The following is a 21,172-nucleotide window of genomic DNA, read 5'->3' as shown; positions in this document are numbered from 1 at the left end:
TTCTTGGCGCACTAAAAAAACCCCGTCCTGGTGACGGGGTTTTTTATGCCTGAAACAAAAGGACTCAGCCGCAGTTGACGCGGGTAACTATCAGGTTGTTGTCGGTGTTCAGGTTGAGGCGGTCGGAGCGGTATTCCAGGGTGATCATGTCGTTTGGCTTGAGGAAGCGCGCATTTTGCGCTCCAGCCTTGGCACGCGCCTGATCCAGCAATTCAGGGGATGCCTTCTTGCCGACAGCAAATTGTGCTGCCGATGCTTCGCAGCGGCTGCTTCCTGATTCAGCCGCCACGGGCTCCTTTGCCGACTCGCTGGAGGTTGTGCTGCAACCAGCCAACAGAGCAGCGGCCATAAGTGCACCCAGTGTCGCGAACTTCAAAGGCATGAAGCCTCCTTGTTTTCAAATGTTTAAGCAGAGATCGTGCGACCGCCAATGCGGCGTTTGGTTTCAAGGCTCAAGCCATGCCCTGCCCCACGAACGGAAAAATGCCGAGTGTGCCTGAGCTGCGCGAGGCGACTGAGCAAACAATCGTGACTGAATATTAACGACCTCAGTAAACGTCGATGTAGTCATACGGCGGATTCGGCCAGTTGTCCTTGAGCGCGTTGAAGATCTGCATCACCCAGACTTCATCGCTGGCTGCGACGTTACCCACATAGCCCGAGCCCTTTGCCCAGGTTTCCAGGCGAAACAGCAGCCCCTCGATATCCTGCCCGCCAGTCACGGTGGACAGATAGGCGATGCCATCTCTGCTCACGCGCAACTGGTTGTGTACGTCGTCACTGGCCGAAGCGAGCAATTGGCGCACGGCTTCGAGTGTGAGGCCGTCAGGGGTATTCAGATCGATCTGCACAGCAGGGTCCTTTGTGAGCCGGAAAAGACCAAGTGTCGCATAGCGCTCCGCTCATGCCTAAGTCGCAGTGCCAAATGCCGCGCAAAATGGTTAACTCGAAAAACAGACACCCTGACCTTTCGAGCCTTCTCATGACCAGCCTCAGCATCGACGCCGCCATTAATGCGAAATGGGCAGACGGACACAGCTCCTACAGCCCCGGCACGACGGAAGAGCTGGCGCTGATCGGCATTGATCTATTGGTCAAGGAGCTGGGCATCGAGGCGGCGCAGCAATTTATCAATCAGGTATTCGAACGCTACCGCACCGTAGCGGCCGAACAGACGCAGTGAAAACCCGCAGGCAGTGACCTGCGGGTCAGAGGTCTTATTTAAGGCGCTTCAGGCGCTCGGTCAGCAGATCAAAGAATCCCTGGGCGTCGCCATTTTCGACCCAGAATGCATTCTTCGGCGCTTTCAGGCCGTCATACCAGTCAACGATGGTCTGGCCGAATGTCGGTCCTTCACGGCTATCCACCACGACGTTGACTGCCCGACCGGTAAACAGCTCAGGCTTGAGCAGATACGCCACAACAGTCGCGTCATGTACCGGGCCGCCGGGGATGCCGTAATGCTCCATATCGCCCTTGATGTATTCGTTGAGAATGTCGCCGACGATCTTGCTCGCATTGTTGTTTAGCGCGGCAATCTGCTTCAGGCGTGCATCACTGGTGAGGATCTTGTGAGTCACGTCCAGCGGCAGATACGTGAGTTTCACCCCGCTCTTGAGCACCACCTCGGCAGCCTGCGGATCAGCGAACAGGTTGAATTCGGCAACGGGGGTGATGTTGCCACCGTTGAAATGCGCCCCGCCCATGATCACCACTTCCTTGATGCCCTGCACGATTTCCGGCTCCTGGATCAGCGCCAGCGCCAGGTTGGTCTGTGGGCCGAGCATGGCGATGGTGATGCTGTGCGGTTTGGCCGATTTAAGCGTCTCGATCAGATAATTGACCGCATTGCCTTTCGCCAGGCCTTTCTTGGGTTCGTGAACCGTCACGCCCGACAAGCCTTCCTTGCCATGAATGTTCTCGGCGTAGATCGGGGTGCGCATCAGAGGTTTCGGCGCACCGGCATAAACCGGCACGTCTTCGCGCCCCGCCCATTCGCGAGCCAGCCGCGCGTTGCGCGAAGTCTTGTCCAGCCGCACGTTGCCAGCGACAGTCGTCAGCGCGCGGATATTCAGTTCATCCGGCGACGCCAGAGCGAAGAGCAAGGCGACCACGTCGTCAGCCCCGGGATCGGTGTCGATGATCAGGTCGATCTTTTCCGCCGCCTGGGCGCCGGTGGCAGTTATCACGGACAAAAGCAGCAGGCTCCGGATCAGTTGGTGAAGTTTCTCAGCGTAGCGTTGCATGGCGCATTCCTTGTGCAGGTGAAATCGAAAATCAGAATGTAACCCCGGCGACCAGGACGATGTTGCAGTACGGCTGACATTCTCCTGTACGAATGATCGCCCTGGCTTGTCGGCTCAGTACCTTGAACTGCTCGTGAGTGAGCAGATCCCTACGGCCCAGCGCACCCTCTTCGTTCAAAGCATTCAGATCGGCCAGCGCCGTCGGTTGCTTGTCGAAGATCTCCTTGGCCAGCACATGGCTTTCCACCTGCATTTCGCTGAGCACGACTTTCAGCGTGCTGACGAAATCAGGGATGCCATGGGTCAGCGCCAGATCGATCAATTCGACACCCGGCGGCACCGGCAAACCGGCATCGCCAATCACGACCATGTCACCGTGGCCAAGTGACGCGATCAGTCGCGACAGCGCGACGTTGAGCAAAGGAGTCTTTTTCATGCGGGTTTGAACGCCTGTACTTCGGACATGGTTGGAATCGACGGTTGTGCACCGGCGCGGGTAACCGACAGTGCAGCGGCGATCTGCCCGTAGCGAATCGCCTCGGCCTCAGACTTGCCATCGGCCAGCGCTGCGGCGAAACCGCCGACAAAAGTGTCGCCCGCCGCTGTGGTATCGACCGCCTTCACGGTCGGCGCGGGAAAATGTTCGAAGCCTTTGCCATTGGCGAACAATGAACCCTGCGCGCCCAGGGTTACGATGACTTTACCGGCGCCCATGGCAATCAACTGAGTGGCAGCCGTTTCTGCCGACTGCAGCGAGTCCACCGCGATCGCGCTCAATGCGGCCGCTTCGCTCTCGTTGGGAATCAGATAATCGATCGCGGCGAACCAGTCTGCCGGCAAAGGACGGCTGGCAGGCGCCGGGTTGAGGATCACGGTTTTACCCAGTTCACGTGCACGCTTGAGCGCATGCCCGACCGTCGCATCCGGAATCTCGAGCTGGCAGATCACCACATCGGCGGCTTGTAAAACTGCATCAAAGCGGTCGATCACTGCCGGCGTCATCGCGCCGTTGGCACCGGCGACGATCACGATGGCGTTCTGGCTGTTGTCATCCACGACTATCAGCGCTACGCCACTGGAATCCTCGACGACACTGATGGCCTGGCAGTCGATGCGCTCGGCTAGCAGCGCATCGCGCAGTCGCACACCGTAGTCGTCATTTCCGACGCAACCGATCATTGCCACCTGCGCGCCCAAACGGGCTGCAGCAACCGCCTGATTGGCGCCCTTGCCACCAGACACGGTGGCAAAGGAATGACCGATCAGCGTTTCACCGCCGCGTGGCAGCCGTGGCGCCCGGGTGACCAGGTCCATGTTCAGGCTGCCTATTACCACTACATTTGCTGGCATACATCACTACTCATCAATTCGGTTTCAGCGATATTCGGTGAACACGCCGGACAGCGGCGCGGTCGATTCGCGCAGGACAATGCTCGGGGTCACGATGCGTTGATCGGTGCCCGAGGCCGGCGCAGCAATTCTGCGCAACAGCACTTCGGCGGCCATCTCGCCCAGTTGCAGGATTGACTGGCCGACCGTGGTCAGCGCCGGATAGACATAACGGCTCATCTGAATGTCATCGAAGCCGATCACCGACAGCTCGGCCGGCACCCGCACGTTACGTTCGGCTGCTGCGCGCAGCACACCGATGCCAATCATGTCGTTGCCGGCAAAAATTGCGCTGGGCGGATTGCTTTCGAGCAGCCGGGCAGCGGCGTTGTAACCGCCGGTGCTGGTGAAGTCACTTTCCAGCATGCGCTCCTCGCGCACCTCGATTCCCGCCTCTTGCAGCGCTCGGCAATAACCGGCCTGACGCATTTGCGCCACGCTGGTACTGGCCGGACCGCCGATGGTGGCGATGTCGCGATGCCCCAACTCGAGCAGGTGGCGGGTTGCCAGATAAGCACCGTATTCGTGATCGATGCGCACCAGATCGGCATTTACCCCTTCCAGGCCCCGGTCAACGATGACCATCGGCGTCTTCACGCCCGCCAGCCCTTGCGCCAGACCACTGTCACCGCCGGCGGAGGCCACGATCAAACCGTCGATGCGCTTTTCCAGCAACACGCGCAGATAACTGCGCTGCTTGTCCGGATTGTCGTCGGAGTTACAGAGGATCACGCAGTAACCGTTGCGCTCGCAGTAATCCTCAATTCCGCGCGCCAGTTCGGCGAAGTACGGGTTGAGACTATTCGGAACCAGCAAACCGATGGTCGCGGTGGTCTTGGCTTTCAGCGAGCGCGCCACGGCACTGGGCACGTAGTCGAGGCTTTTGATCGCCGCCTCGACTTTGCGCCGCACTTCCTGACTGACCGGGCGAGTGTTGTTCACCACGTGCGACACAGTCGTGTAGGAAATGCCCGCGAGCGCCGCTACATCCTTGATCGTTGCCATGGTTCAGCCCCGGCGACTGGCGCGTTGACTGCGATAGGTGTCGAGCACCACAGCGATAACGATTACCGCGCCAGTGATGATGCGCTTGGTCGGCTCCGTCGCACCGATCTGCGCGAGACCCGCCGCGAGCACGGAAATGATCAACACGCCAAAGAAAGTGCTGATCACCGAACCGCGACCACCCATCAGGCTGGTGCCGCCGATAACCACCGCTGCGATCACTTGCAGTTCAAGGCCAGAGCCTGCGTTCGGGTCAGCCGCTTCCAGACGCGAAATCTGAAACAGCGCAGCGATACCCGCCAGCAAGCCCATCAGGCTGAACACCAGAATCTTGTAGGGTTTGGGATTGATCCCGGCCAGACGAACCGCCTCTTCGTTGGTCCCGATGCCGATCAGGTAGCGACCGAATACAGTGCGAGTCAAAACCGCCTGCGCGATGAAGATAACCAGCAAAGCGATGATGAACGACGGGGAAATGCCGAACGCGATCGGATTCGACAGCCAGGCGAACGCATCGCCGATGTACGCAGTACGCGACCCGGTCATCTGATACGCCACACCGCGGGCCATTTCCAGCACCCCGAGGGAAACGATGAACGACGGAATCCGCCAGGCCACGGTGATCGAACCGGTGATAGTCCCGGCCAACGCTGCTACGGCCATGCCGAGCAGGGCCGCCGGCAAAACGCTCCAGCCCCAACCGAGAATCGCCACGCTGACGGTCGATGCGGCCAACGCCAGCACCGAGCCGACAGACAGGTCGATGCCGCCGATGATCAGCACAAAGGTCATGCCCACCGCCAGTACCATCAGGTCGGGAATCTGGTTGGCCAGGGTGCTGAAAGTGTTGTACGAGAGAAAATGGCTGCTCAGAACCGAGAACAGCGCAATCATCGCCAGCAAGGCCCCGGCCAGGCCAAGATAAGTACCCAGGCCGAAGAAATTGCCATTACGTTTACTGGCAGAAGATGCAGTTTTCATGGGAGATCCCTAGGCGCCGCTTCATTGAGCAACGCATCACGTTTCTGGTAGCCGGCGAATGCGGCGGCAAGCAAATCATCCTGGGTCCAGCTGTCGCGCTCGAAGGTGTCGATCAGACGCCCCGCCGAAAGCACGCCGATTCGGTCGCAGATCAGCATCAACTCACGCAAGTCACTGGATACCACGACCAACGCCTTGCCCTGGCGGGTCAACTCACCGAGCAAACCGTAAATGTCGAACTTGGCGCCGACATCAATTCCGCGAGTGGGCTCGTCGAACAGCAGCACTGAGCAGTCGCGTTCCAGCCAGCGGCCGATCACGACCTTCTGCTGATTGCCACCAGACAGTTCCGAGACCAGTTGCGTCGGGCTCGAACTGCGGATACGCATGGCTTCGATCTGACGCTGCGCCAGGGAGATTTCGTCGCCGTTGTTGACGAAACCGCCACTGGAGATTTCCGGCATGTTGCCCAAGGCGATATTGGCGCTGATCGACTGACTGAGGAGCAGCCCTTCGCCCTTGCGATCCTCAGTGATCAGAGCAATGCCATTGCGCACGGCATCGACAGGCGAACGAACACTCACGACTTTGGCCGGCGAGCCGAGCGCGATGGTGCCGCTGTCGGCAGCATCGGCACCGAATATCAGCCGCAGCAACTCCGTGCGCCCTGCCCCGATCAATCCGGAAATGCCGAAAATCTCCCCGGCACGCACTTCGAAGGAGACGTCGCGGACTTTGTCCGAACGCGTCAGGCCTTTGACCGTCAACGCCGGAGCGCCGATCTTGCGCGACCCCATATCGATGTGTTCACCCAGTTCGCGACCGACCATCAAGGTGACCAGTTGCTCGCTGTTGTAGTTGGCCATCGGCTCGACGCAGACCAGATTGCCATCACGCAGCACAGCAATACGCTGCGCCACCCGCGCCAGTTCTTCGAGGCGGTGGGAAATATAAATGATGGAAACACCACGGGCCTGCAAACGCGTGATCTGCTCGAAGAGCATTTCGACTTCGCGCGCCGTAAGCATCGCGGTCGGCTCATCGAGGATCAGCACGTGGCAATCACCGATCAGGTTGCGCGCGATTTCGACCATCTGCTGATGACCGATACCCAACTCGCCAACCAGTGTGTCCGGATCGATCGCATCGAGGCCGACTTGCGCCATGGCTTCGATCGCCGCCTTGCGCAACTGCTTGCGACTGATCCAGCCCGCGCTGCTCGGCAGATTATCCAGAAACAGGTTTTCCGCCACCGACAGCGTCGGCAACAGATTGAGTTCTTGCATGACCATGCGCACGCCAAGCTCTTCAGCCTGGGTACGGCTGCCCGGACGATAGTCCTTGCCGTGGAATTGCATCTGGCCAGTAGTGGGCGTGACCAGACCGCCAATGATCTTCGACAGGGTACTTTTGCCGGCACCATTTTCGCCGGTCAGCGCCAGTACTTCACCGCGCATCAGCGTCAGATCGATGCCGGTGAGCACCGGTTGCGCATAGGTCTTGCCGATACCGCTGACCGAGAGGACAGCGGTCGGGGCGGAAACTGACATAGGAATCTCCATGCGCTCGCCCGGTCGGACGAGCGCCGTTGTGTCGCCGGATGACTTACTTGGTGACCAGCTCGACCGGTGTTTCGATCACGCCGTTGGCACCGCTGTCGACTTTCTCGCCCTTGATGATTTTCAGTGCGGTTTCGATGCCGAACACTGCTTGTTTCGCAGCAAACTGGTCAGCTGTCGCCAACACACGACCGTCTTTGAGCATCGGCTTGATCGCGTTGATGTTGTCGTAACCTACGACCTGAACCTGGCCAGCCTTGCCGGCGGCACGGACTGCGGAAACGGCGCCGACCGCCATGCTGTCGTTACCAGCCAGCAGAGCTTTGACGTCCGGGTATTCACTGAGGATCGAAGCCGCAACCTTGTTGCCCTTGTCGATTTCCCAGTCACCGGATTGCAGCGAGACTACTTTGATCTGTGCGGCGTCCATCGCGTCCTTGAAACCGGCCGTGCGTGCCTGCGCGTTGGTGGTGGTGGACACGCCTTCGATGATACCGACCTGGTCGCCCGCCTTCAGTTGCTTGGCCAGGTATTCGCCGACCAGGCGTGCGCCTTTGCGGTTGTCCGGACCTACGAACGGCACGTTGATATTTTTGCTTTTGACCACGGCGGGATCGAGCTGATTGTCGATGTTGATCACCGTGATACCGGCGTCCACGGCCTTCTTGATCACTGGCACCATGGCCTTGGAGTCAGAAGGCGCGATCACCAGTGCATTCACCTTGGCCAGGATCATTTGTTCGACGATGCGAGTCTGGCCGGCGGTGTCGGTTTCGTCTTTGATACCGTTGGAGATCAGATCGAAATCGGCGGAATGTTCTTTCTGGTAGGCCTTGGCGCCGTCTTCCATGGTCAGGAAGAATTCGTTGGCCAAAGATTTCATGACCAGCGCGACTTTGGGTTTTTCTGCGGATTCGGCGAACGCCGAGGAGACAGGTAGTGCGGCGGCTGTGGCAGCCAGCATAGCGACAGCAAGAAGACGTGCGGCGAATGGCAGCTTCATGGGTTCACTCCGATCTTATGATTATTGTGAGCAACATTTGCGCTGACGTAAGCTACGTCACGGCTGGATGGACATCTGCCCCGTTAAAGCCGCGCAAACGTTTGCGTAGACCGAACTATGAGAATCCAGCCGACATTTGTCAACAATCAGAAATCGTCATTTGTTGTAGGGCGAATCGCTGACTCGCCCAATCGATAGATCACGCAGTGGTGTTGACCAGCCCCCCGCTGGCGCCCTTGGACATTTCCTTCACCAATGCGCCCGCGACTTCCGTCATTGCCGCGCTGGTCTGCGCGATCTGTCCCTGGATGGACATGATCGCCTGGGACTTGGCTTCCGGAGTCGGATAACTCGCCGCCTGCGCTGCTGCCAGTTGCTGCTGTTGTTCCTGAAGTTGCTTCTGCAACTCCTGCATGCGCTTGAGTAACGTCTTGACCGTGACGCTCTGATTGCCACCGCTCTCGGCCTTGCTGTCTTCCTGAACAGGACCGCCACCGGTTCTGACCTGATTTGTTTCGGTTTTCTCGGAACCCAGCGCCTGCGCCGATGCCTCTTTGGTCGCGTCGTTCAGGGTGTTGATCGTCGCTGCAGTCTTACCGCCGATGGTAACTGCAGCGGGATTGGCAAAACCGACCGTAAGTGACATGTGAACTCCTGAAAAGTGGTTTCCTTGAGGACGCATCGGCCTGGGCGCACATTTCTTTAGCAGGAATTGTCACCCGCCCGTTTTTCAGAGATCGCCTATCGGCGAGCCGAACACGAATCCTCCTGTCGTTCGGAATCCCGGATGGATCGCTCCTCAACGATGCTCCAGCTTTCGAAAAATGTTGATTTAAATCATCGGGTTAAACATTTTCCGCCAGCACATTACGCATGGTATGAATCCTGCTCCCTCCCGTGCACCTCGAGCATTCAGATCGGCTCGGGGCGCATCTAGATGAACCTGCATCAGCACCGTCTCACGACTAGAGAGAAAAATAATGAAATCTGCTTTCAATACCTTGGTTCCGGGCGCATTGGCCCTCCTCCTGCTCCTGCCTACTGCCCTTCAGGCAAAAGAAGTCGCAACCCAGACCAAACTGGCCAACGTCGTTGTCCTCGCCACGGGCGGCACCATCGCCGGCGCTGGCGCAAGCGCTGCCAACAGCGCCACTTACCAGGCAGCGAAAGTCGGTGTCGAACAACTGATCGCCGGCATTCCCGAGCTGAGCAAACTGGCCAATGTGCGTGGCGAACAAGTCATGCAGATCGCTTCGGAAAGCATCACTAACGACAATCTGCTGCAATTGGGTCGTCGCGTTTCCGAGCTGGCTGATAGCAAGGACGTCGACGGTATCGTCATTACCCACGGCACAGACACCCTGGAAGAAACCGCCTACTTCCTGAACCTGGTCGAAAAGACCGACAAGCCAATCATCGTCGTCGGCTCGATGCGCCCGGGCACTGCCATGTCGGCAGACGGCATGCTCAACCTGTACAACGCCGTCGCCGTGGCGAGCAGCAAAGAAGCGCGCGGCAAAGGTGTGCTGGTGACCATGAACGACGAGATCCAGTCCGGTCGCGACGTCAGCAAAATGATCAACATCAAGACCGAGGCATTCAAAAGTGCCTGGGGCCCGCTGGGCATGGTGGTCGAAGGCAAATCCTACTGGTTCCGCCTGCCGGCCAAGCGTCACACCATGGATTCGGAATTCGACATCAAAGACATCAAGAGCCTGCCTGACGTAGAAATTGCCTACTCATACGGCAATGTCAGCGATACCGCCTACAAGGCACTCGCCCAATCCGGTGCCAAAGCGATCATCCACGCGGGCACTGGCAACGGTTCGGTATCTTCCCGCGTGGTCCCGTCCCTGCAAGCACTGCGCAAGGATGGCGTGCAGATCATTCGTTCGTCCCACGTCAACGCCGGCGGTTTTGTCCTGCGCAACGCCGAACAGCCTGACGACAAATACGACTGGGTTGTCGCTCACGATCTGAACCCGCAAAAAGCTCGCATCCTGGCGATGGTCGCGCTGACCAAGACCAACGACAGCAAAGAACTGCAACGGATGTTCTGGGAATATTGATTGACCTTCGCCTGATCAGTTCTCGATCGGGCAATTGTTCACCACCTGCCGGACTTGGCAGGTGGTGACTCGCTTACATCCTCCAAGCATTTCTCCCACAAAAACTCGCCAAGCCTTACACCAAAACCGGAAACCTGCTGTCAGAGGATTTTCTTGAATTTTAAGCAGTTGCGAAATCGCTTACAGTTAAATACTGTATGCACGTACAGCTTAATAAGGATAACCTCGTGGCCACCTCTCCTGCTGCTCCTGACGCTTACGAACGCATGGGTATGCGCGTTCAGAAAATCATCAACTCCCCCACCGCACAAAAAGCCAAAGCCGCACTGATTTTCCGCTTGCCGGATGAGCCGATGGACGACTGGGAGCGCTTGCTCGAGGAAATCGACGAGAACGACAACGTTACCCTCGCTTATCGCGATGACGGTGGCGTGCAGATTTTTTGGGTTGTGCCGAAGGAAGATTGATTCAATGAGTGTCCGCTGTGTTGCTTTGCTGTTGTTGTTTTTCGCCATGGGCGCCCAGGCTGGCGCCCCACGAACCTTTTCCGAAGCCAAGAAAGCTGCGTGGAAACTTTATGCACCGCAGTCCACCGAGTTTTATTGCGGCTGCAAGTACACCGGTAACAAGGTCGATCTGAAGGCTTGCGGTTATGTGCCGCGCAAGAACGCCAAACGCGCATCGAGGATCGAATGGGAGCACATCGTGCCGGCCTGGCAGATCGGGCATCAACGACAGTGCTGGCAACAAGGCGGACGCAAGAACTGCACCCGGTACGATCCGGTTTATCAAAAGGCCGAAGCAGATTTGCATAACCTGGTACCGAGCATTGGTGAGGTCAACGGTGACCGCAGCAACTTCAGTTACGGCTGGTTGCCGGTACAATCGGGCCAATACGGCTCCTGCCTGACCCAGGTCGATTTCAAAGCGAAGAAGGTCATGCCCCGCCCATCGATTCGCGGCATGATCGCCCGCACCTATTTTTATATGAGCAAACAATACGGCCTGCGTCTATCGAAGCAGGATCGGCAGTTGTACGAAGCGTGGGACAAGACCTATCCAGTGCAGGACTGGGAACGTCAGCGCAACCAGAGCGTGGCCTGCGTGATGGGGCGCGGCAATGAGTTTGTCGGCTCGGTGAATCTGAAAGCCTGCGGTTAATCACAGCACGAATAGAAAAGGCCCCGAGCGTTATGCTCGGGGCCTTTTTCATTTTCCGCGTTCAACCAGCGTTGAAAGCGCTACGTTTATGGCGTGAGCGGATGCTCAATTACCACCGATTCAATATTTTGTTTCTTGGCTTTTACCAACGCCGCATCCACCTGCACCTTGCGCGCTTCGGCGTCAGCCTGGGAATTGAAAGGACCGATCAGAATGCGTGTTTTACCGTTGCCATCCTTGACGACCGTCGGAACGAAAGCGTGCTCGATCAACCAGCCACTCAGGTCACTGACGGCCTGAGGCGTTTCGCCGCGCACTTCCAGATCCCACTGTGGCGCAGCGGCCGCCACCGGCGCTGCCGCGACCTTCGTCTCAGGCTTTGGCGCATCTACATTCTTGCCTTCACCGCAGCCTGCCAATGCCAGTGCCGCTACCAGCCAAACCAATTTGCGCACAACGCTTTCCTCGGAATTCGTAAAGCGGCGATCTTATCATTCATAAATACTTCGCGAGCCCCGCAAAATGGGCACAAAACAACGAGAATGATGATTGCAGCCTCTGTATAGTTACGCCCTGGGAATTAATGCCACATCTGCGCGTCAGAAAGAGGCACCCAAACCGTGAGACTTCGCACTAATCTATAGATACCACCGACCTCTGCACTGTCTGAATCAGGTGCCCTACAAAGCAATCAAGGAGAAGACCATGCTGATACTCACCCGCAAAGTCGGTGAAAGCATAAACATTGGTGATGACATCACGATCACCATCCTCGGAGTCAGCGGCCAACAGGTCCGCATCGGCATCAACGCTCCGAAAAACGTGGCAGTGCACCGTGAAGAAATTTACCAACGCATCCAGGCCGGCCTGACCGCTCCGGACAAGCCGCAAACCCCCTGAGCCACACCGCCTCACGTAGCCAGTCCTTTTGCCGCCGCGCAAGACTGGCTAAAGATTCACGCGCCGTTTAGCCATCCGCAATTCCCCCGCTGGGCACGGCGCCTGAAGCATGCAGATTCCCTTCACTTTCACCCCCTCCTCTGTTGCGCCGATATTACCTTTCACCTCGGGGGCTGGCTGTCGGACGTTTCCGATAGAGCGCGGAGAATTTCGCCCTCTAAGCGATTATCACCCCACGCGCCATGCCTCTTGCCGCGACCATCATCAAGATCAGCAGCAGCGCTTCAACATGACTGATTCGCGCAAACAACTTCGCACGTCCGGTATCAAGCTCCATCCCGCGTGATGATGCGATGCGCCATTTGATCAGCGTGATCATTGGTGCAAGCTCCATGAAAAGGATCAGCACGAACAGCGTCATCTTCAGGTGAAACAGTGGTTGATGCAGGTAATAGTCAGCACCCTTCTCGTACCCACCAAACGCACGCATCCCACCGGTAACCAATAGCGTCAAAGCTGAAAGCCCCCACAGGTTATCCGCGAGCAGAACGCGCTTGATGTCTCCAGTACCCGCCGAGAGCCGGCCGAACGCACTGCCGCGCGTCAGCACCGCCCAGAACGCGAGGGCAAATGCGAATAGGTGAATAGCCGCAAGAATCCACTGACCCAGCATCGATGCACTCCTTTATAGAGAGATGACTTCGGCCAATCAGTAGTAGACGAAAAAGCGGGGCCTCGCTTGGAGGTGGCGGCGAGACAGATGCCAAACGCCAAATCGCAGGCAAAAAAAATCCCAAGCAGCTGATGGAAGCTTGGGATTTAAAAATGCATAAACCGTGGTGGTGAACGCGGAACGGATGTTACTTAAATTCCCAACATGCAACAAGGCTTTTTCGATAACCGGTTGGAGAAAAAGAGCTGTAAGCCTTTGGATATTCAGATGTTTTCAACGACTACATGAAAGAGGAACGCACCAAAATGGCGCTTGATCATTTTGCGCAAACAGTAATGGAAGGAGAGTTGAACAGAGCGAGGCGGAAATGACTGGGAACGACGCGGAATAAATCGCAGACAACAAAAAAGGGCCCACCTTTCGGTGAGCCCTTCTAGACCGCCCAGCAGAGCGGATTTTGTTTGGTAGGCGCGATTGGACTCGAACCAACGACCCCCACCATGTCAAGGTGGTGCTCTAACCAACTGAGCTACGTGCCTGCTGTGAGGCGGCATTCTACGGAATTCCGGAGGGGTGTCAACACCTTTTTTTCACCTAACCCTATGAATATGCAAAATATTTAATTTCGGCTCAGCGACGAAGATTTTTCGGTGGCTGGCGGAGGTTTTTCAACTCGGGTAGGATCGACGCACTCGTAAAATATATTAAACAGAGGCGGCAGGATGGCAAACACCCAATACCCAGAGTCTTATTACGCTGCGTCGGCCAATGCCGTACCGCCCCGTCCTGTACTGCAGGATGATGTGGAGACGGACGTCTGTGTGATCGGCGCCGGGTATACCGGGCTTTCCTCTGCTTTGTTCCTGCTGGAAAACGGCTTGCGCGTGACGGTACTGGAAGCGGCTAAAGTCGGTTTTGGCGCTTCGGGGCGTAACGGCGGACAGATCGTCAACAGTTATAGCCGCGACATTGATGTCATCGAACGCACCGTCGGCCCCAAGCAGGCGCAACTGCTGGGCGAGATGGCCTTCGAAGGTGGCCGGATCATTCGCGAGCGCGTGGCCAAATACAACATCCAGTGCGACCTGAAAGACGGCGGCGTATTCGCAGCCCTTTCCGAAAAACAAATGGGTCACCTGGAATCACAGAAACGTCTGTGGGAACGTTTCGGCCACACCCAGCTGGAATTGATGGATCAACGCCGCATTCGCGAAGTGGTGGGTTGCGATCAATACGTCGGCGGCATGCTCGATATGAGCGGCGGCCACATCCATCCGCTGAACCTGGCGCTCGGTGAAGCGGCGGCAGTCGAGTCTCTCGGCGGCACTATCTATGAGCAATCACCTGCCGTGCGCATCGAGCGCGGTGCCAATTCGGTTGTGCATACACCGCAAGGCAAGGTCAGGGCCAGGTTCATCATCGTCGCCGGCAATGCCTACCTCGGCAATCTGGTGCCGGAACTGGCGGCCAAATCAATGCCGTGCGGCACTCAAGTGATCACTACCGAGCCACTGGGTGACGAGCTGGCGAAAGCATTGCTGCCGCAGGATTACTGCGTAGAGGACTGCAACTATCTCCTCGACTACTACCGTCTGACCGCCGACAAACGCTTGATCTTCGGCGGCGGCGTGGTTTATGGCGCTCGCGACCCGGCGAACATCGAAGCGATCATCCGCCCGAAGATGCTCAAGGCTTTCCCGCAACTCAAAGACGTGAAGATCGACTACGCCTGGACCGGCAACTTTTTGCTGACCCTGTCGCGCTTGCCGCAGGTCGGACGCCTGGGCGACAACATCTATTACTCGCAGGGCTGCAGCGGTCATGGCGTCACCTACACGCATTTGGCGGGCAAGGTCCTCGCAGAAGCGTTGCGCGGCCAGGCGGAGCGTTTCGATGCCTTTGCCGACCTGCCGCACTATCCTTTTCCCGGCGGGCAATTGCTGCGCACTCCGTTTGCCGCGCTGGGCGCCTGGTATTACGGGCTGCGCGACAAATTCGGGATGTAAAAAAGGGCCGCACATTGCGGCCCTTTTTGTTTACGCGTAGCACTTACAATTGGTCCCGAGCGATCCCGCTGCGAATCCGCAGGATATCCGCCAGCACCGCCAGCGCAATTTCCGCCGGCGTCTTGCTGCCGAGGTTGAGGCCGATCGGCGCATGAATCCGCGCCAGCTCCGCCTCACCCAGACCGCCAATGCGGCGCAAGCGCTCGAAGCGCTTTTGCGACGTCTGCTGCGATCCCATCACACCGATGTAAAACGCCTCGGTGCGCACCGCTTCCATCATCGCCAGATCGTCGATACGCGGATCGTGGGTCAGCGCCACCACTGCTGTGTCGCGATGGCAGCCACCGTCGGCAATGAACACCGAAGGCAACTGCCGACGGATCTCCACGCCATTGAGCACCACACCTTCAAGCACTTCATCACGCGGATCGCAGAGAATCACTTCGAAGCCGAGCCCTACCGCGAACTCGGCACAGGCCTGCGCCACACTGGAGTAGCCAGCGAGCAACAAACGCTGTGCGGCACCGATACGGATGCGCACCCGATCGATCTCACGCTCGATCCGCGCACCCTGCTCGCGATCAGCAAACAGAGCGCGCGCACCGCTGGCCAGATCGACTTCGCGAAGCAGCCGACGCTGACCCAGCAGCGCCGATTCCAGTTCACGCAGATGCGCCTGCACCGCGCAGTCGGCGTCAAGTTTCTCCACCAACACATCGAGAATGCCGCCACAAGGCAGACTGACCCGCGAGCGCGGATCATCGCCTTCGCCGTAACGCACAACGCTGACCGCTTCGAGAAATGCACCTTCGGCGACGCGCTCAAGAAAATCCTCCTCGACGCAACCGCCCGACAGCGAACCGACCCACTGCCCGCCTTCGTTCACCGCGAGCAGCGAACCCGGTGCGCGAGGTGCCGAGCCGTAAGCGGTGAGCACCGTGCACAGCCAGATTCGCTGCCCGGCCACCGACCATTCCAGCGCTCGACGCACCACTTGCAGATCGAGATGCTGCATATCAGTGGGCCTTGTGCTCGACGCTCGGCGCGTCGGCTTGCAGCTTCTGCACTTCGCTCACCGCCAGTTCAGCGCTCTGCCCGCCCCAACCCTGACGCAGGTAGTTGAGCAGATCGGTCAATTGCTCAGGATTGAGCTTTTCAGCAAAACCCGGCATCGGCTGCATGTGCTCGAACCCTGAGAACTTCTGTTCGCCGATGCCGTCCTCAATCACTCGCAACAGGTTGCGCGGATCTTCCAGACGCAACGTGGTGTTGCCGCGCATGGCCACCGCAATGTGCGGCTTGCCTTCACCGCCAGCGGCGTGGCAACCGGCGCAGACGTTCAGGTATTCCTGACGGCCGCGCTGCGCACTCGGGCTGAGCTTGTCAAACGGCACCTCGACGAGCTCTTTGGCTGGCGGCGGTTGCTCGCCAAGCAGGAACGTCGCCATTGCCGCCAGATCAGCATCGCTCAGACCTTGAGTGCTGTTGTGAAACACCGGGAACATCTCATTGAACATCGTCCCTTGCGCGCTCATGCCGTGCTTGAGAAACGTACTCAGATCCTGCTGATTCCAGCCGCGCGCGGCCAGGTCGGTAGCCAGCAGGCTCGGTGCCAGATAGCCATTGAGGATGCCGCCGGTCATGCGCTTGTCCATTTGCATCGCGCCGGGCAGACCGCGTGGCGTGTGACATTCACCGCAGTGACCGAGAACGTCGACCATGTACTGGCCACGCTTCCACGCCGCACTTTTGCCCTCGGCGGGTTCCAGTTTGACCTCTTTGCCGTAGAGCATGTTCCAGCCGGTCAGGCCCAGACGCACGTTGAACGGAAAGCTCAGGCTGGTCACCGGTGCGGCGCGTTCGATCGGCTCGATGGTTTTCAGATACGCGTGAATCGCATCGGAATCGGCGCGCGGCATCAGGTGATACGAGGTGTACGGCATCGCTGGATACAGGTTCGCACCGTCGCGCCGTTTGCCTTCGGTCAACGCAGCGAAGAACTCGTCATCATTGTACAGACCGATGCCGTGCTCTTTGCTCGGGGTGATGTTGGTGCCGTAGATCGTGCCGAATGGCGAGACGATCGGCAGGCCGCCGGCATACGGCGCGCCACCCGGAGCGGTGTGGCAAGCCATGCAGTCGGCGGCGCGGGCGAGGTATTCGCCGCGCTTGACCTGATCCTCGGCGTGGGCAAAAAACACTGGCGCAGCGACGCCGACCGCGAGGGCCAAGCGGGTCAGTAAACGCTTCATGCTCAACCCTCCTTGACCAGGCCGAGATCGGTCAGCACGTTGCGCGTGGCGTTGTAATAACGCACGTACCCGGTGCAGCGGCAGACGTGATGGCCGAGGCTGTCCTCGATCACCTGTTCCAGCTGACTTTTGACGATCGGCTGGCGCTGCAGCTTCTCGACCAACACGGTCGCGGCGTTGACGAAGCCTGGCGCGCAATAGCTGCACTGGAAGGCGAACTCGTCGACAAAGCGCTGCTGGATCGGATTGAGCTCAGTGACCTGGCCCTGCTCGTCGCGAGTGGCATGGCCTTCGATAGTGCGGACTTTCTTGCCCTCGAAGTAATGCGCACCGGTGATGCAGGTGCGCACTTCTTCGCTGGTGCCGTCGGGGTTATCGACGATCACCACGCAGGCGTGGCAGATCCCCTGACCGCAGCCCAGCCGCGAGCCTGTGAGGTTTTTGTATTCGTGCAGGTAGTCGATCATCGGCAGGTCATCAGGGATGTCCACCGGGCCGACGGATTGACCATTGAGGGTCAGTTGAAGCGGACGGTTAGCCATTGAGGGCCTCCTTGATGCGCGCAGCGGTGATAGGCAAGTCACGAACACGTTTACCGATGGCGTGCGCCACGGCGTTACCGATGGCGCCGACAATCGGGATCATCACCACCTCCGCGATGCCCTTGGACGGATCGCTCGGCGACAGCGGCGGCAGGATCTCCGCAGTCTGCTTCCACACCGCAACGTGACGTGCCATCGGCAAACGGTAACGGTTGAAGTTCCAGTCACCCTCCCCCGGGCCACCTTCGTACAGCGGCATCTCTTCCATAAGCGCATGACCGATACCCATGGCGATACCACCTTCGAGCTGGCCCTTGACCAGCTCTTCCACCAGCACGCGGCCGCACTCGACCCACGAATGGTGGTTGAGCACCTGGACTTCCGCCGAGCCTTTATTGACCTTCAACTCGACCAGCGTCGCGACCGGACTGTAATAGGTCACGGCAGCGTTGTTCAGCTGGACTACCGGGTAGTTGACGTTCTGCCGATCGAGCAGGTGGAAGCCAGCACTGTTCATCTGCGCCTTCTTCGCTTGCGGCGCGCCGTCGCCATACTTCACCGCCAGACCATCAAGCGGCAGGCGCTCGCGCACGCCGTCGATGCTGTACTCGGCCTCGGCCCAACTCCAACGGTTGAAACCGTGCACCGTGGCGCCCGTCACCAGACCGCGTTCGTGGGCGCGTTTGGCCAATTCTTCGAAACTCAGCGGCTGCATGCCGTTGGCGGTCAGCTTGCCGTCGACCCAATGCGCATCTTCACGGCGCACCACGTAAGGGTTGGCCTGCCCGCCGTACGGACCTTGGCGCCAGATCTCCAGCGCCGCCGGCCACAAACCGTGGTTGAACAGCACGCGCGCCGCCTCACGGGTTGCATGGCTGAAGTAATAGGCGGAGTTGGTCGCCGAAGACGCCGACGCCAGCTTGCCAACCCAGCGCGGGTTGCGCAGCAGATTGTCCTGCTCGGCCTGACTCATGATGTAAGGGTTGCCGCTGGTGATCAGCTGCATTTCCTGCCATTCGGTTTCACCGGTCTTCACCTCGTGCGCCGGGCTGCCGAGGAAATCGGCGACGACCAAGGCTTGCGAGGTGGACATGCCGGTACCGATTTCGATACCGATGTGGCGCAGAGTGATGCGCCCGTCTGCGGTGAATTCGATGCTGGCCATCGGCGCTTCGGAGCCAGTGCCGAAGTCTTTCTGGCAAATGGCGAAACCGACGCCGTACCAGTTATCCGGGTCTGCAGCTTCACGTTGTTGCTTGATCGTGTCGCGGTTTTTCCAGACTTCGTGCACCGAGGCCTTGTCGAGGATTTCATGCAGGCGCAGTGCACCGGCCGGGATTGCACCCTGGGTGTTTTTCATACCGGAACGCAGGGCATTCCTGCGGCGCAAATCGATAGCGTCGACACCCAGACGATTGGCGATCTCGTCGACCATCATTTCGGTGGCCGCCATGCTTTGCAGAGTGCCGTAACCGCGCATCGAACCCGCCTCGACCGCGCGCGAGTGGTACGCCGTGACCTGCAGATCGTTCTGTGGCATGTAGTAGATCGACTGCGCAGCCGTGGCTCCAACCGCCGCCACCGATGGGCTGTAGTTGACCCGACCGCCGCCGTCCACGCTCATTTCCGCGCGGAAGATCTTGAAGGTGTAGTCGTTCTTGTCCACGGCCAACTGGTAGCGGATGTCGAACGGGTGACGCTTGATGCCGCTCTGGAATTGCTCGTAGCGGTCGTTGGCCAGACGCACCGGCACACCGGCGCCGTACAGCGCGGCCAAGGCTGCGTAGTAGACGAAAATGTTGTGGTCTTTGGAGCCATAGCCGACGGTATAGCCCGGATGCATGTTCAGGTTGGCCAGGCCGAAACGCGACGGCCCGATCATCTTCGCGGTCTCGGTCGCGACTTCCAGTGGGCATTGCGTCGCCACGACGAAATGCAGGGTTTTGGTTTTCGGGTCGTACCAGCCGTTGCCGTTGTCCGGCTCGAGGGCAGCCGGTTCGATCGACGGGGTTTTGTAGCGCTCATCGAAGACCAGCCAGTTGTCTGGCGGCGTGTCGATTTCCTGCTTCATGCGGTCGGCGTAGAACAGCCCGCGCTCGGTGAGGTTGCCATGCAGGTTCGGCGATGCATTCCACACCGGACGGCGGTTTTTCAGCATCGGGAACAGGATCGAATCCTTGAGGCTGGCGAACTCGTCTTCGTCCGCCGATGTCGCGCCACCGACGCGCACGTAGCGGAAGCTGCCGTAGGGATCGCCTTCGTAGAACGGCACTGTGGCGCCGTAACGAATCGCTTTGTCATTGAATTTGAGTTGATTCTTGGCCTGACGGAAACGCTCAAAGTCGTTCCAGATCAGAATCGCTACCGGGTGACCGATGAACATCGGCACTTTGCCTTCGGGCAGCAATGGATCAGGCGCGTGCTCTTCGGGGAAGACGATACCGTCCTTGTCCAGATCGGCAGCGGTGACGATACGGTCCGGCTGCAGATCGGCACCGAGCCACGACAGGTCGTAGCCTGCGTAAATACGGTCGGCCTTGATGGTTTTCAGCAGCATCGCGTGGCCCTGTTGCTCAGGCCAGCCGGGCATGTCCTTGGCGCGGATGTCGCGGGCGAAGACCTTGCTGCCGCAGACCTTGGACAGGGCATCATTGCGTTGCCGCGCCTTGCCGTTATTGCCGAGCCATTTTTCGGACGGCACGGTGACGCTGTTTTCCATCAAGGCAGCCAGCGCCTGACTGCTGAGCGGCGTAAGCGTAACGCTCACACCCGCCACCAGCCCGCCCTGAAGGAACGAGCGCCGGGATATTTCACGGTTGGACATGGATCATCCTCTGGGCGGTTATAGGTCCGCCCTTGTGGTTATCTACTGGGAATCTCGAGTCGTGCAGAAGCTCTTTCTGGCGAAGCAAAGAGCTGTGTTGACAGTGCAAAGCTGACCGAAAGGTTAACTTTAAAGGTTTCTGCGCCCGCAGCAAACAACCAGTTACAAAAACCTGACTAAATAATCAAAAAAATCAATGCGACGCGGCACCGCATCCGATCCGCCGAGATGACAGAGCGTGCCTATGTGGGAGCGAGCCTGCTCGCGAAAGGGTTTTCCAGGCAATACAGATTTTGAATGTGCCGGCGCTTTCGCGAGCAGGCTCGTTCCCACAGGATTTGCATTGGCTTCAGGAGAGAGGAAGAGGAATAGCCAAATTTCAGACACAAAAAACCCCGGCCTTTCGACCAGGGTTTTTGCTATCGATCCGATTCAGCCAATGGCTGGTTTCGGCGTTTCAAGGCGTTCAGTGGTCCTTGAAACAGATATGGCGCAGCGGACGGGACTCGAACCCGCGACCCCCGGCGTGACAGGCCGGTATTCTAACCGACTGAACTACCGC

23 protein-coding genes and 1 tRNA gene are annotated in these 21,172 nt (G+C 58.6%); 6 read left to right on the top strand and 18 right to left on the bottom strand.

Translation table 11 applies throughout. The annotated features are described in order from the left end of the window. Window positions 1–64 precede the first annotated feature (64 nt). Complete coding sequence (locus AC4IHP_RS24300; protein WP_460118006.1) at window positions 65–382, bottom strand: I78 family peptidase inhibitor; 318 nt, start codon at window positions 380–382, stop codon at window positions 65–67. A gap of 166 nt (window positions 383–548) precedes the next feature. Continuing rightward, complete coding sequence (locus AC4IHP_RS24295) at window positions 549–851, bottom strand: hypothetical protein (protein ID WP_460118003.1); 303 nt, start codon at window positions 849–851, stop codon at window positions 549–551. A 131-nt stretch (window positions 852–982) separates the two neighbouring features. Between AC4IHP_RS24295 and AC4IHP_RS24290 the strand changes: the two genes are divergently transcribed. Further along, window positions 983–1,183, top strand: coding sequence for a hypothetical protein (locus AC4IHP_RS24290; RefSeq protein ID WP_460118000.1), 201 nt, complete (start codon window positions 983–985; stop codon window positions 1,181–1,183). 34 nt (window positions 1,184–1,217) lie between these two features. Here AC4IHP_RS24290 and AC4IHP_RS24285 read toward each other — a convergent pair whose 3' ends face one another. From AC4IHP_RS24285 to AC4IHP_RS24250, 8 genes are all read right to left on the bottom strand, one after another. Next, a complete protein-coding gene (locus AC4IHP_RS24285) occupies window positions 1,218–2,246 on the bottom strand; it encodes a nucleoside hydrolase (RefSeq protein WP_460117997.1) in 1,029 nt (342 codons plus the stop codon). Between the two features lie 31 nt (window positions 2,247–2,277). Further along, window positions 2,278–2,682, bottom strand: a complete 405-nt coding sequence (rbsD, locus tag AC4IHP_RS24280; protein WP_460117994.1) for a D-ribose pyranase — start codon at window positions 2,680–2,682, stop codon at window positions 2,278–2,280. Further along, the gene (rbsK, locus tag AC4IHP_RS24275; protein WP_460117991.1) at window positions 2,679–3,596 is read right to left on the bottom strand and encodes a ribokinase; all 918 of its coding nucleotides are present in this window, start codon (window positions 3,594–3,596) and stop codon (window positions 2,679–2,681) included. The genes rbsD and rbsK overlap by 4 nt, the downstream gene beginning before the upstream one ends. Before the next feature lie 24 nt (window positions 3,597–3,620). After that, window positions 3,621–4,640, bottom strand: coding sequence for a LacI family DNA-binding transcriptional regulator (locus tag AC4IHP_RS24270; protein ID WP_490832936.1), 1,020 nt, complete (start codon window positions 4,638–4,640; stop codon window positions 3,621–3,623). Between the two features lie 3 nt (window positions 4,641–4,643). After that, window positions 4,644–5,621 carry an ABC transporter permease gene (locus AC4IHP_RS24265; RefSeq protein ID WP_039762079.1) on the bottom strand — a complete coding sequence of 326 codons (978 nt, stop codon included), beginning with the start codon at window positions 5,619–5,621 and terminating at the stop codon, window positions 4,644–4,646. Next, the gene (locus AC4IHP_RS24260) at window positions 5,618–7,171 is read right to left on the bottom strand and encodes a sugar ABC transporter ATP-binding protein (RefSeq protein WP_490832935.1); all 1,554 of its coding nucleotides are present in this window, start codon (window positions 7,169–7,171) and stop codon (window positions 5,618–5,620) included. The genes AC4IHP_RS24265 and AC4IHP_RS24260 overlap by 4 nt, the downstream gene beginning before the upstream one ends. Window positions 7,172–7,226: 55 nt before the next feature. Next, window positions 7,227–8,183: a sugar ABC transporter substrate-binding protein gene (locus tag AC4IHP_RS24255; RefSeq protein ID WP_460117983.1), complete on the bottom strand. Its 957-nt coding sequence runs from the start codon at window positions 8,181–8,183 to the stop codon at window positions 7,227–7,229. 199 nt (window positions 8,184–8,382) lie between these two features. Further along, window positions 8,383–8,829 (bottom strand): hypothetical protein, encoded by a 447-nt coding sequence (locus tag AC4IHP_RS24250; RefSeq protein WP_460117980.1) that lies wholly within the window; start codon window positions 8,827–8,829, stop codon window positions 8,383–8,385. A 334-nt stretch (window positions 8,830–9,163) separates the two neighbouring features. Here AC4IHP_RS24250 and AC4IHP_RS24245 point away from each other — a divergent pair, with 334 nt between their 5' ends. The 3 genes from AC4IHP_RS24245 (at window position 9,164) to AC4IHP_RS24235 (ending at window position 11,413) form a co-directional block, all read left to right on the top strand. Continuing rightward, window positions 9,164–10,252, top strand: coding sequence for an asparaginase (locus AC4IHP_RS24245; protein WP_490832934.1), 1,089 nt, complete (start codon window positions 9,164–9,166; stop codon window positions 10,250–10,252). Window positions 10,253–10,449: 197 nt separating this feature from the next. Beyond that, window positions 10,450–10,719, top strand: a complete 270-nt coding sequence (locus AC4IHP_RS24240; RefSeq protein WP_016774035.1) for a DUF1654 domain-containing protein — start codon at window positions 10,450–10,452, stop codon at window positions 10,717–10,719. A gap of 4 nt (window positions 10,720–10,723) precedes the next feature. Next, the gene (locus AC4IHP_RS24235) at window positions 10,724–11,413 is read left to right on the top strand and encodes an endonuclease (RefSeq protein ID WP_024012402.1); all 690 of its coding nucleotides are present in this window, start codon (window positions 10,724–10,726) and stop codon (window positions 11,411–11,413) included. Window positions 11,414–11,499: 86 nt separating this feature from the next. Here AC4IHP_RS24235 and AC4IHP_RS24230 read toward each other — a convergent pair whose 3' ends face one another. Continuing rightward, on the bottom strand, window positions 11,500–11,868 hold the full coding sequence (locus AC4IHP_RS24230; RefSeq protein WP_460117973.1) for an SPOR domain-containing protein: 369 nt from the start codon (window positions 11,866–11,868) through the stop codon (window positions 11,500–11,502). Between the two features lie 250 nt (window positions 11,869–12,118). Here AC4IHP_RS24230 and csrA point away from each other — a divergent pair, with 250 nt between their 5' ends. Further along, window positions 12,119–12,313, top strand: coding sequence for a carbon storage regulator CsrA (csrA, locus tag AC4IHP_RS24225; protein ID WP_003179932.1), 195 nt, complete (start codon window positions 12,119–12,121; stop codon window positions 12,311–12,313). A 217-nt stretch (window positions 12,314–12,530) separates the two neighbouring features. On the opposite strand, the gene AC4IHP_RS24220 is transcribed toward csrA, so the two are convergent. Together AC4IHP_RS24220 and AC4IHP_RS24215 are read right to left on the bottom strand one after the other, a co-directional pair. Next, entirely contained in the window at window positions 12,531–12,986 is a 456-nt protein-coding gene (locus AC4IHP_RS24220) for a DUF2214 family protein (RefSeq protein ID WP_490832933.1), read from the bottom strand. 462 nt (window positions 12,987–13,448) lie between these two features. Beyond that, window positions 13,449–13,525, bottom strand: a tRNA-Val gene (locus tag AC4IHP_RS24215). 183 nt (window positions 13,526–13,708) lie between these two features. Between AC4IHP_RS24215 and AC4IHP_RS24210 the strand changes: the two genes are divergently transcribed. Next, window positions 13,709–14,992, top strand: coding sequence for an NAD(P)/FAD-dependent oxidoreductase (locus tag AC4IHP_RS24210; protein WP_490832932.1), 1,284 nt, complete (start codon window positions 13,709–13,711; stop codon window positions 14,990–14,992). Window positions 14,993–15,035: 43 nt separating this feature from the next. On the opposite strand, the gene AC4IHP_RS24205 is transcribed toward AC4IHP_RS24210, so the two are convergent. From AC4IHP_RS24205 to AC4IHP_RS24185, 5 genes are all read right to left on the bottom strand, one after another. Then, on the bottom strand, window positions 15,036–16,007 hold the full coding sequence (locus tag AC4IHP_RS24205) for an XdhC family protein (protein ID WP_460117964.1): 972 nt from the start codon (window positions 16,005–16,007) through the stop codon (window positions 15,036–15,038). Window position 16,008: 1 nt separating this feature from the next. Next, window positions 16,009–17,244 (bottom strand): c-type cytochrome, encoded by a 1,236-nt coding sequence (locus AC4IHP_RS24200; protein WP_460117961.1) that lies wholly within the window; start codon window positions 17,242–17,244, stop codon window positions 16,009–16,011. A gap of 2 nt (window positions 17,245–17,246) precedes the next feature. Continuing rightward, complete coding sequence (locus AC4IHP_RS24195) at window positions 17,247–17,786, bottom strand: (2Fe-2S)-binding protein (RefSeq protein ID WP_016773947.1); 540 nt, start codon at window positions 17,784–17,786, stop codon at window positions 17,247–17,249. Next, complete coding sequence (locus tag AC4IHP_RS24190; protein WP_490832931.1) at window positions 17,779–20,610, bottom strand: xanthine dehydrogenase family protein molybdopterin-binding subunit; 2,832 nt, start codon at window positions 20,608–20,610, stop codon at window positions 17,779–17,781. Before AC4IHP_RS24190 ends, AC4IHP_RS24195 begins: the two co-directional genes overlap by 8 nt. A gap of 162 nt (window positions 20,611–20,772) precedes the next feature. Beyond that, complete coding sequence (locus AC4IHP_RS24185) at window positions 20,773–20,997, bottom strand: hypothetical protein (protein WP_490832930.1); 225 nt, start codon at window positions 20,995–20,997, stop codon at window positions 20,773–20,775. Window positions 20,998–21,172 lie beyond the last annotated feature (175 nt).

The sequence above is a fragment of the Pseudomonas sp. UF-293 genome (assembly GCF_058245595.1).
This window is presented reverse-complemented; position numbering and strand designations above follow the sequence as displayed.

Coding starts and splice junctions, on each gene's coding strand:
- AC4IHP_RS24300 (WP_460118006.1), bottom strand. CDS start 382: ATGCCTTTGAAGTTCGCGACACTGGGTGCACTTATGGCCGCTGCTCTG.
- AC4IHP_RS24290 (WP_460118000.1), top strand. CDS start 983: ATGACCAGCCTCAGCATCGACGCCGCCATTAATGCGAAATGGGCAGAC.
- AC4IHP_RS24285 (WP_460117997.1), bottom strand. CDS start 2,246: ATGCAACGCTACGCTGAGAAACTTCACCAACTGATCCGGAGCCTGCTG.
- rbsD (WP_460117994.1), bottom strand. CDS start 2,682: ATGAAAAAGACTCCTTTGCTCAACGTCGCGCTGTCGCGACTGATCGCG.
- rbsK (WP_460117991.1), bottom strand. CDS start 3,596: ATGCCAGCAAATGTAGTGGTAATAGGCAGCCTGAACATGGACCTGGTC.
- AC4IHP_RS24270 (WP_490832936.1), bottom strand. CDS start 4,640: ATGGCAACGATCAAGGATGTAGCGGCGCTCGCGGGCATTTCCTACACG.
- AC4IHP_RS24265 (WP_039762079.1), bottom strand. CDS start 5,621: ATGAAAACTGCATCTTCTGCCAGTAAACGTAATGGCAATTTCTTCGGC.
- AC4IHP_RS24260 (WP_490832935.1), bottom strand. CDS start 7,171: ATGTCAGTTTCCGCCCCGACCGCTGTCCTCTCGGTCAGCGGTATCGGC.
- AC4IHP_RS24255 (WP_460117983.1), bottom strand. CDS start 8,183: ATGAAGCTGCCATTCGCCGCACGTCTTCTTGCTGTCGCTATGCTGGCT.
- AC4IHP_RS24250 (WP_460117980.1), bottom strand. CDS start 8,829: ATGTCACTTACGGTCGGTTTTGCCAATCCCGCTGCAGTTACCATCGGC.
- AC4IHP_RS24245 (WP_490832934.1), top strand. CDS start 9,164: ATGAAATCTGCTTTCAATACCTTGGTTCCGGGCGCATTGGCCCTCCTC.
- AC4IHP_RS24240 (WP_016774035.1), top strand. CDS start 10,450: ATGCACGTACAGCTTAATAAGGATAACCTCGTGGCCACCTCTCCTGCT.
- AC4IHP_RS24235 (WP_024012402.1), top strand. CDS start 10,724: ATGAGTGTCCGCTGTGTTGCTTTGCTGTTGTTGTTTTTCGCCATGGGC.
- csrA (WP_003179932.1), top strand. CDS start 12,119: ATGCTGATACTCACCCGCAAAGTCGGTGAAAGCATAAACATTGGTGAT.
- AC4IHP_RS24220 (WP_490832933.1), bottom strand. CDS start 12,986: ATGCTGGGTCAGTGGATTCTTGCGGCTATTCACCTATTCGCATTTGCC.
- AC4IHP_RS24210 (WP_490832932.1), top strand. CDS start 13,709: ATGGCAAACACCCAATACCCAGAGTCTTATTACGCTGCGTCGGCCAAT.
- AC4IHP_RS24205 (WP_460117964.1), bottom strand. CDS start 16,007: ATGCAGCATCTCGATCTGCAAGTGGTGCGTCGAGCGCTGGAATGGTCG.
- AC4IHP_RS24200 (WP_460117961.1), bottom strand. CDS start 17,244: ATGAAGCGTTTACTGACCCGCTTGGCCCTCGCGGTCGGCGTCGCTGCG.
- AC4IHP_RS24195 (WP_016773947.1), bottom strand. CDS start 17,786: ATGGCTAACCGTCCGCTTCAACTGACCCTCAATGGTCAATCCGTCGGC.
- AC4IHP_RS24190 (WP_490832931.1), bottom strand. CDS start 20,610: ATGTCCAACCGTGAAATATCCCGGCGCTCGTTCCTTCAGGGCGGGCTG.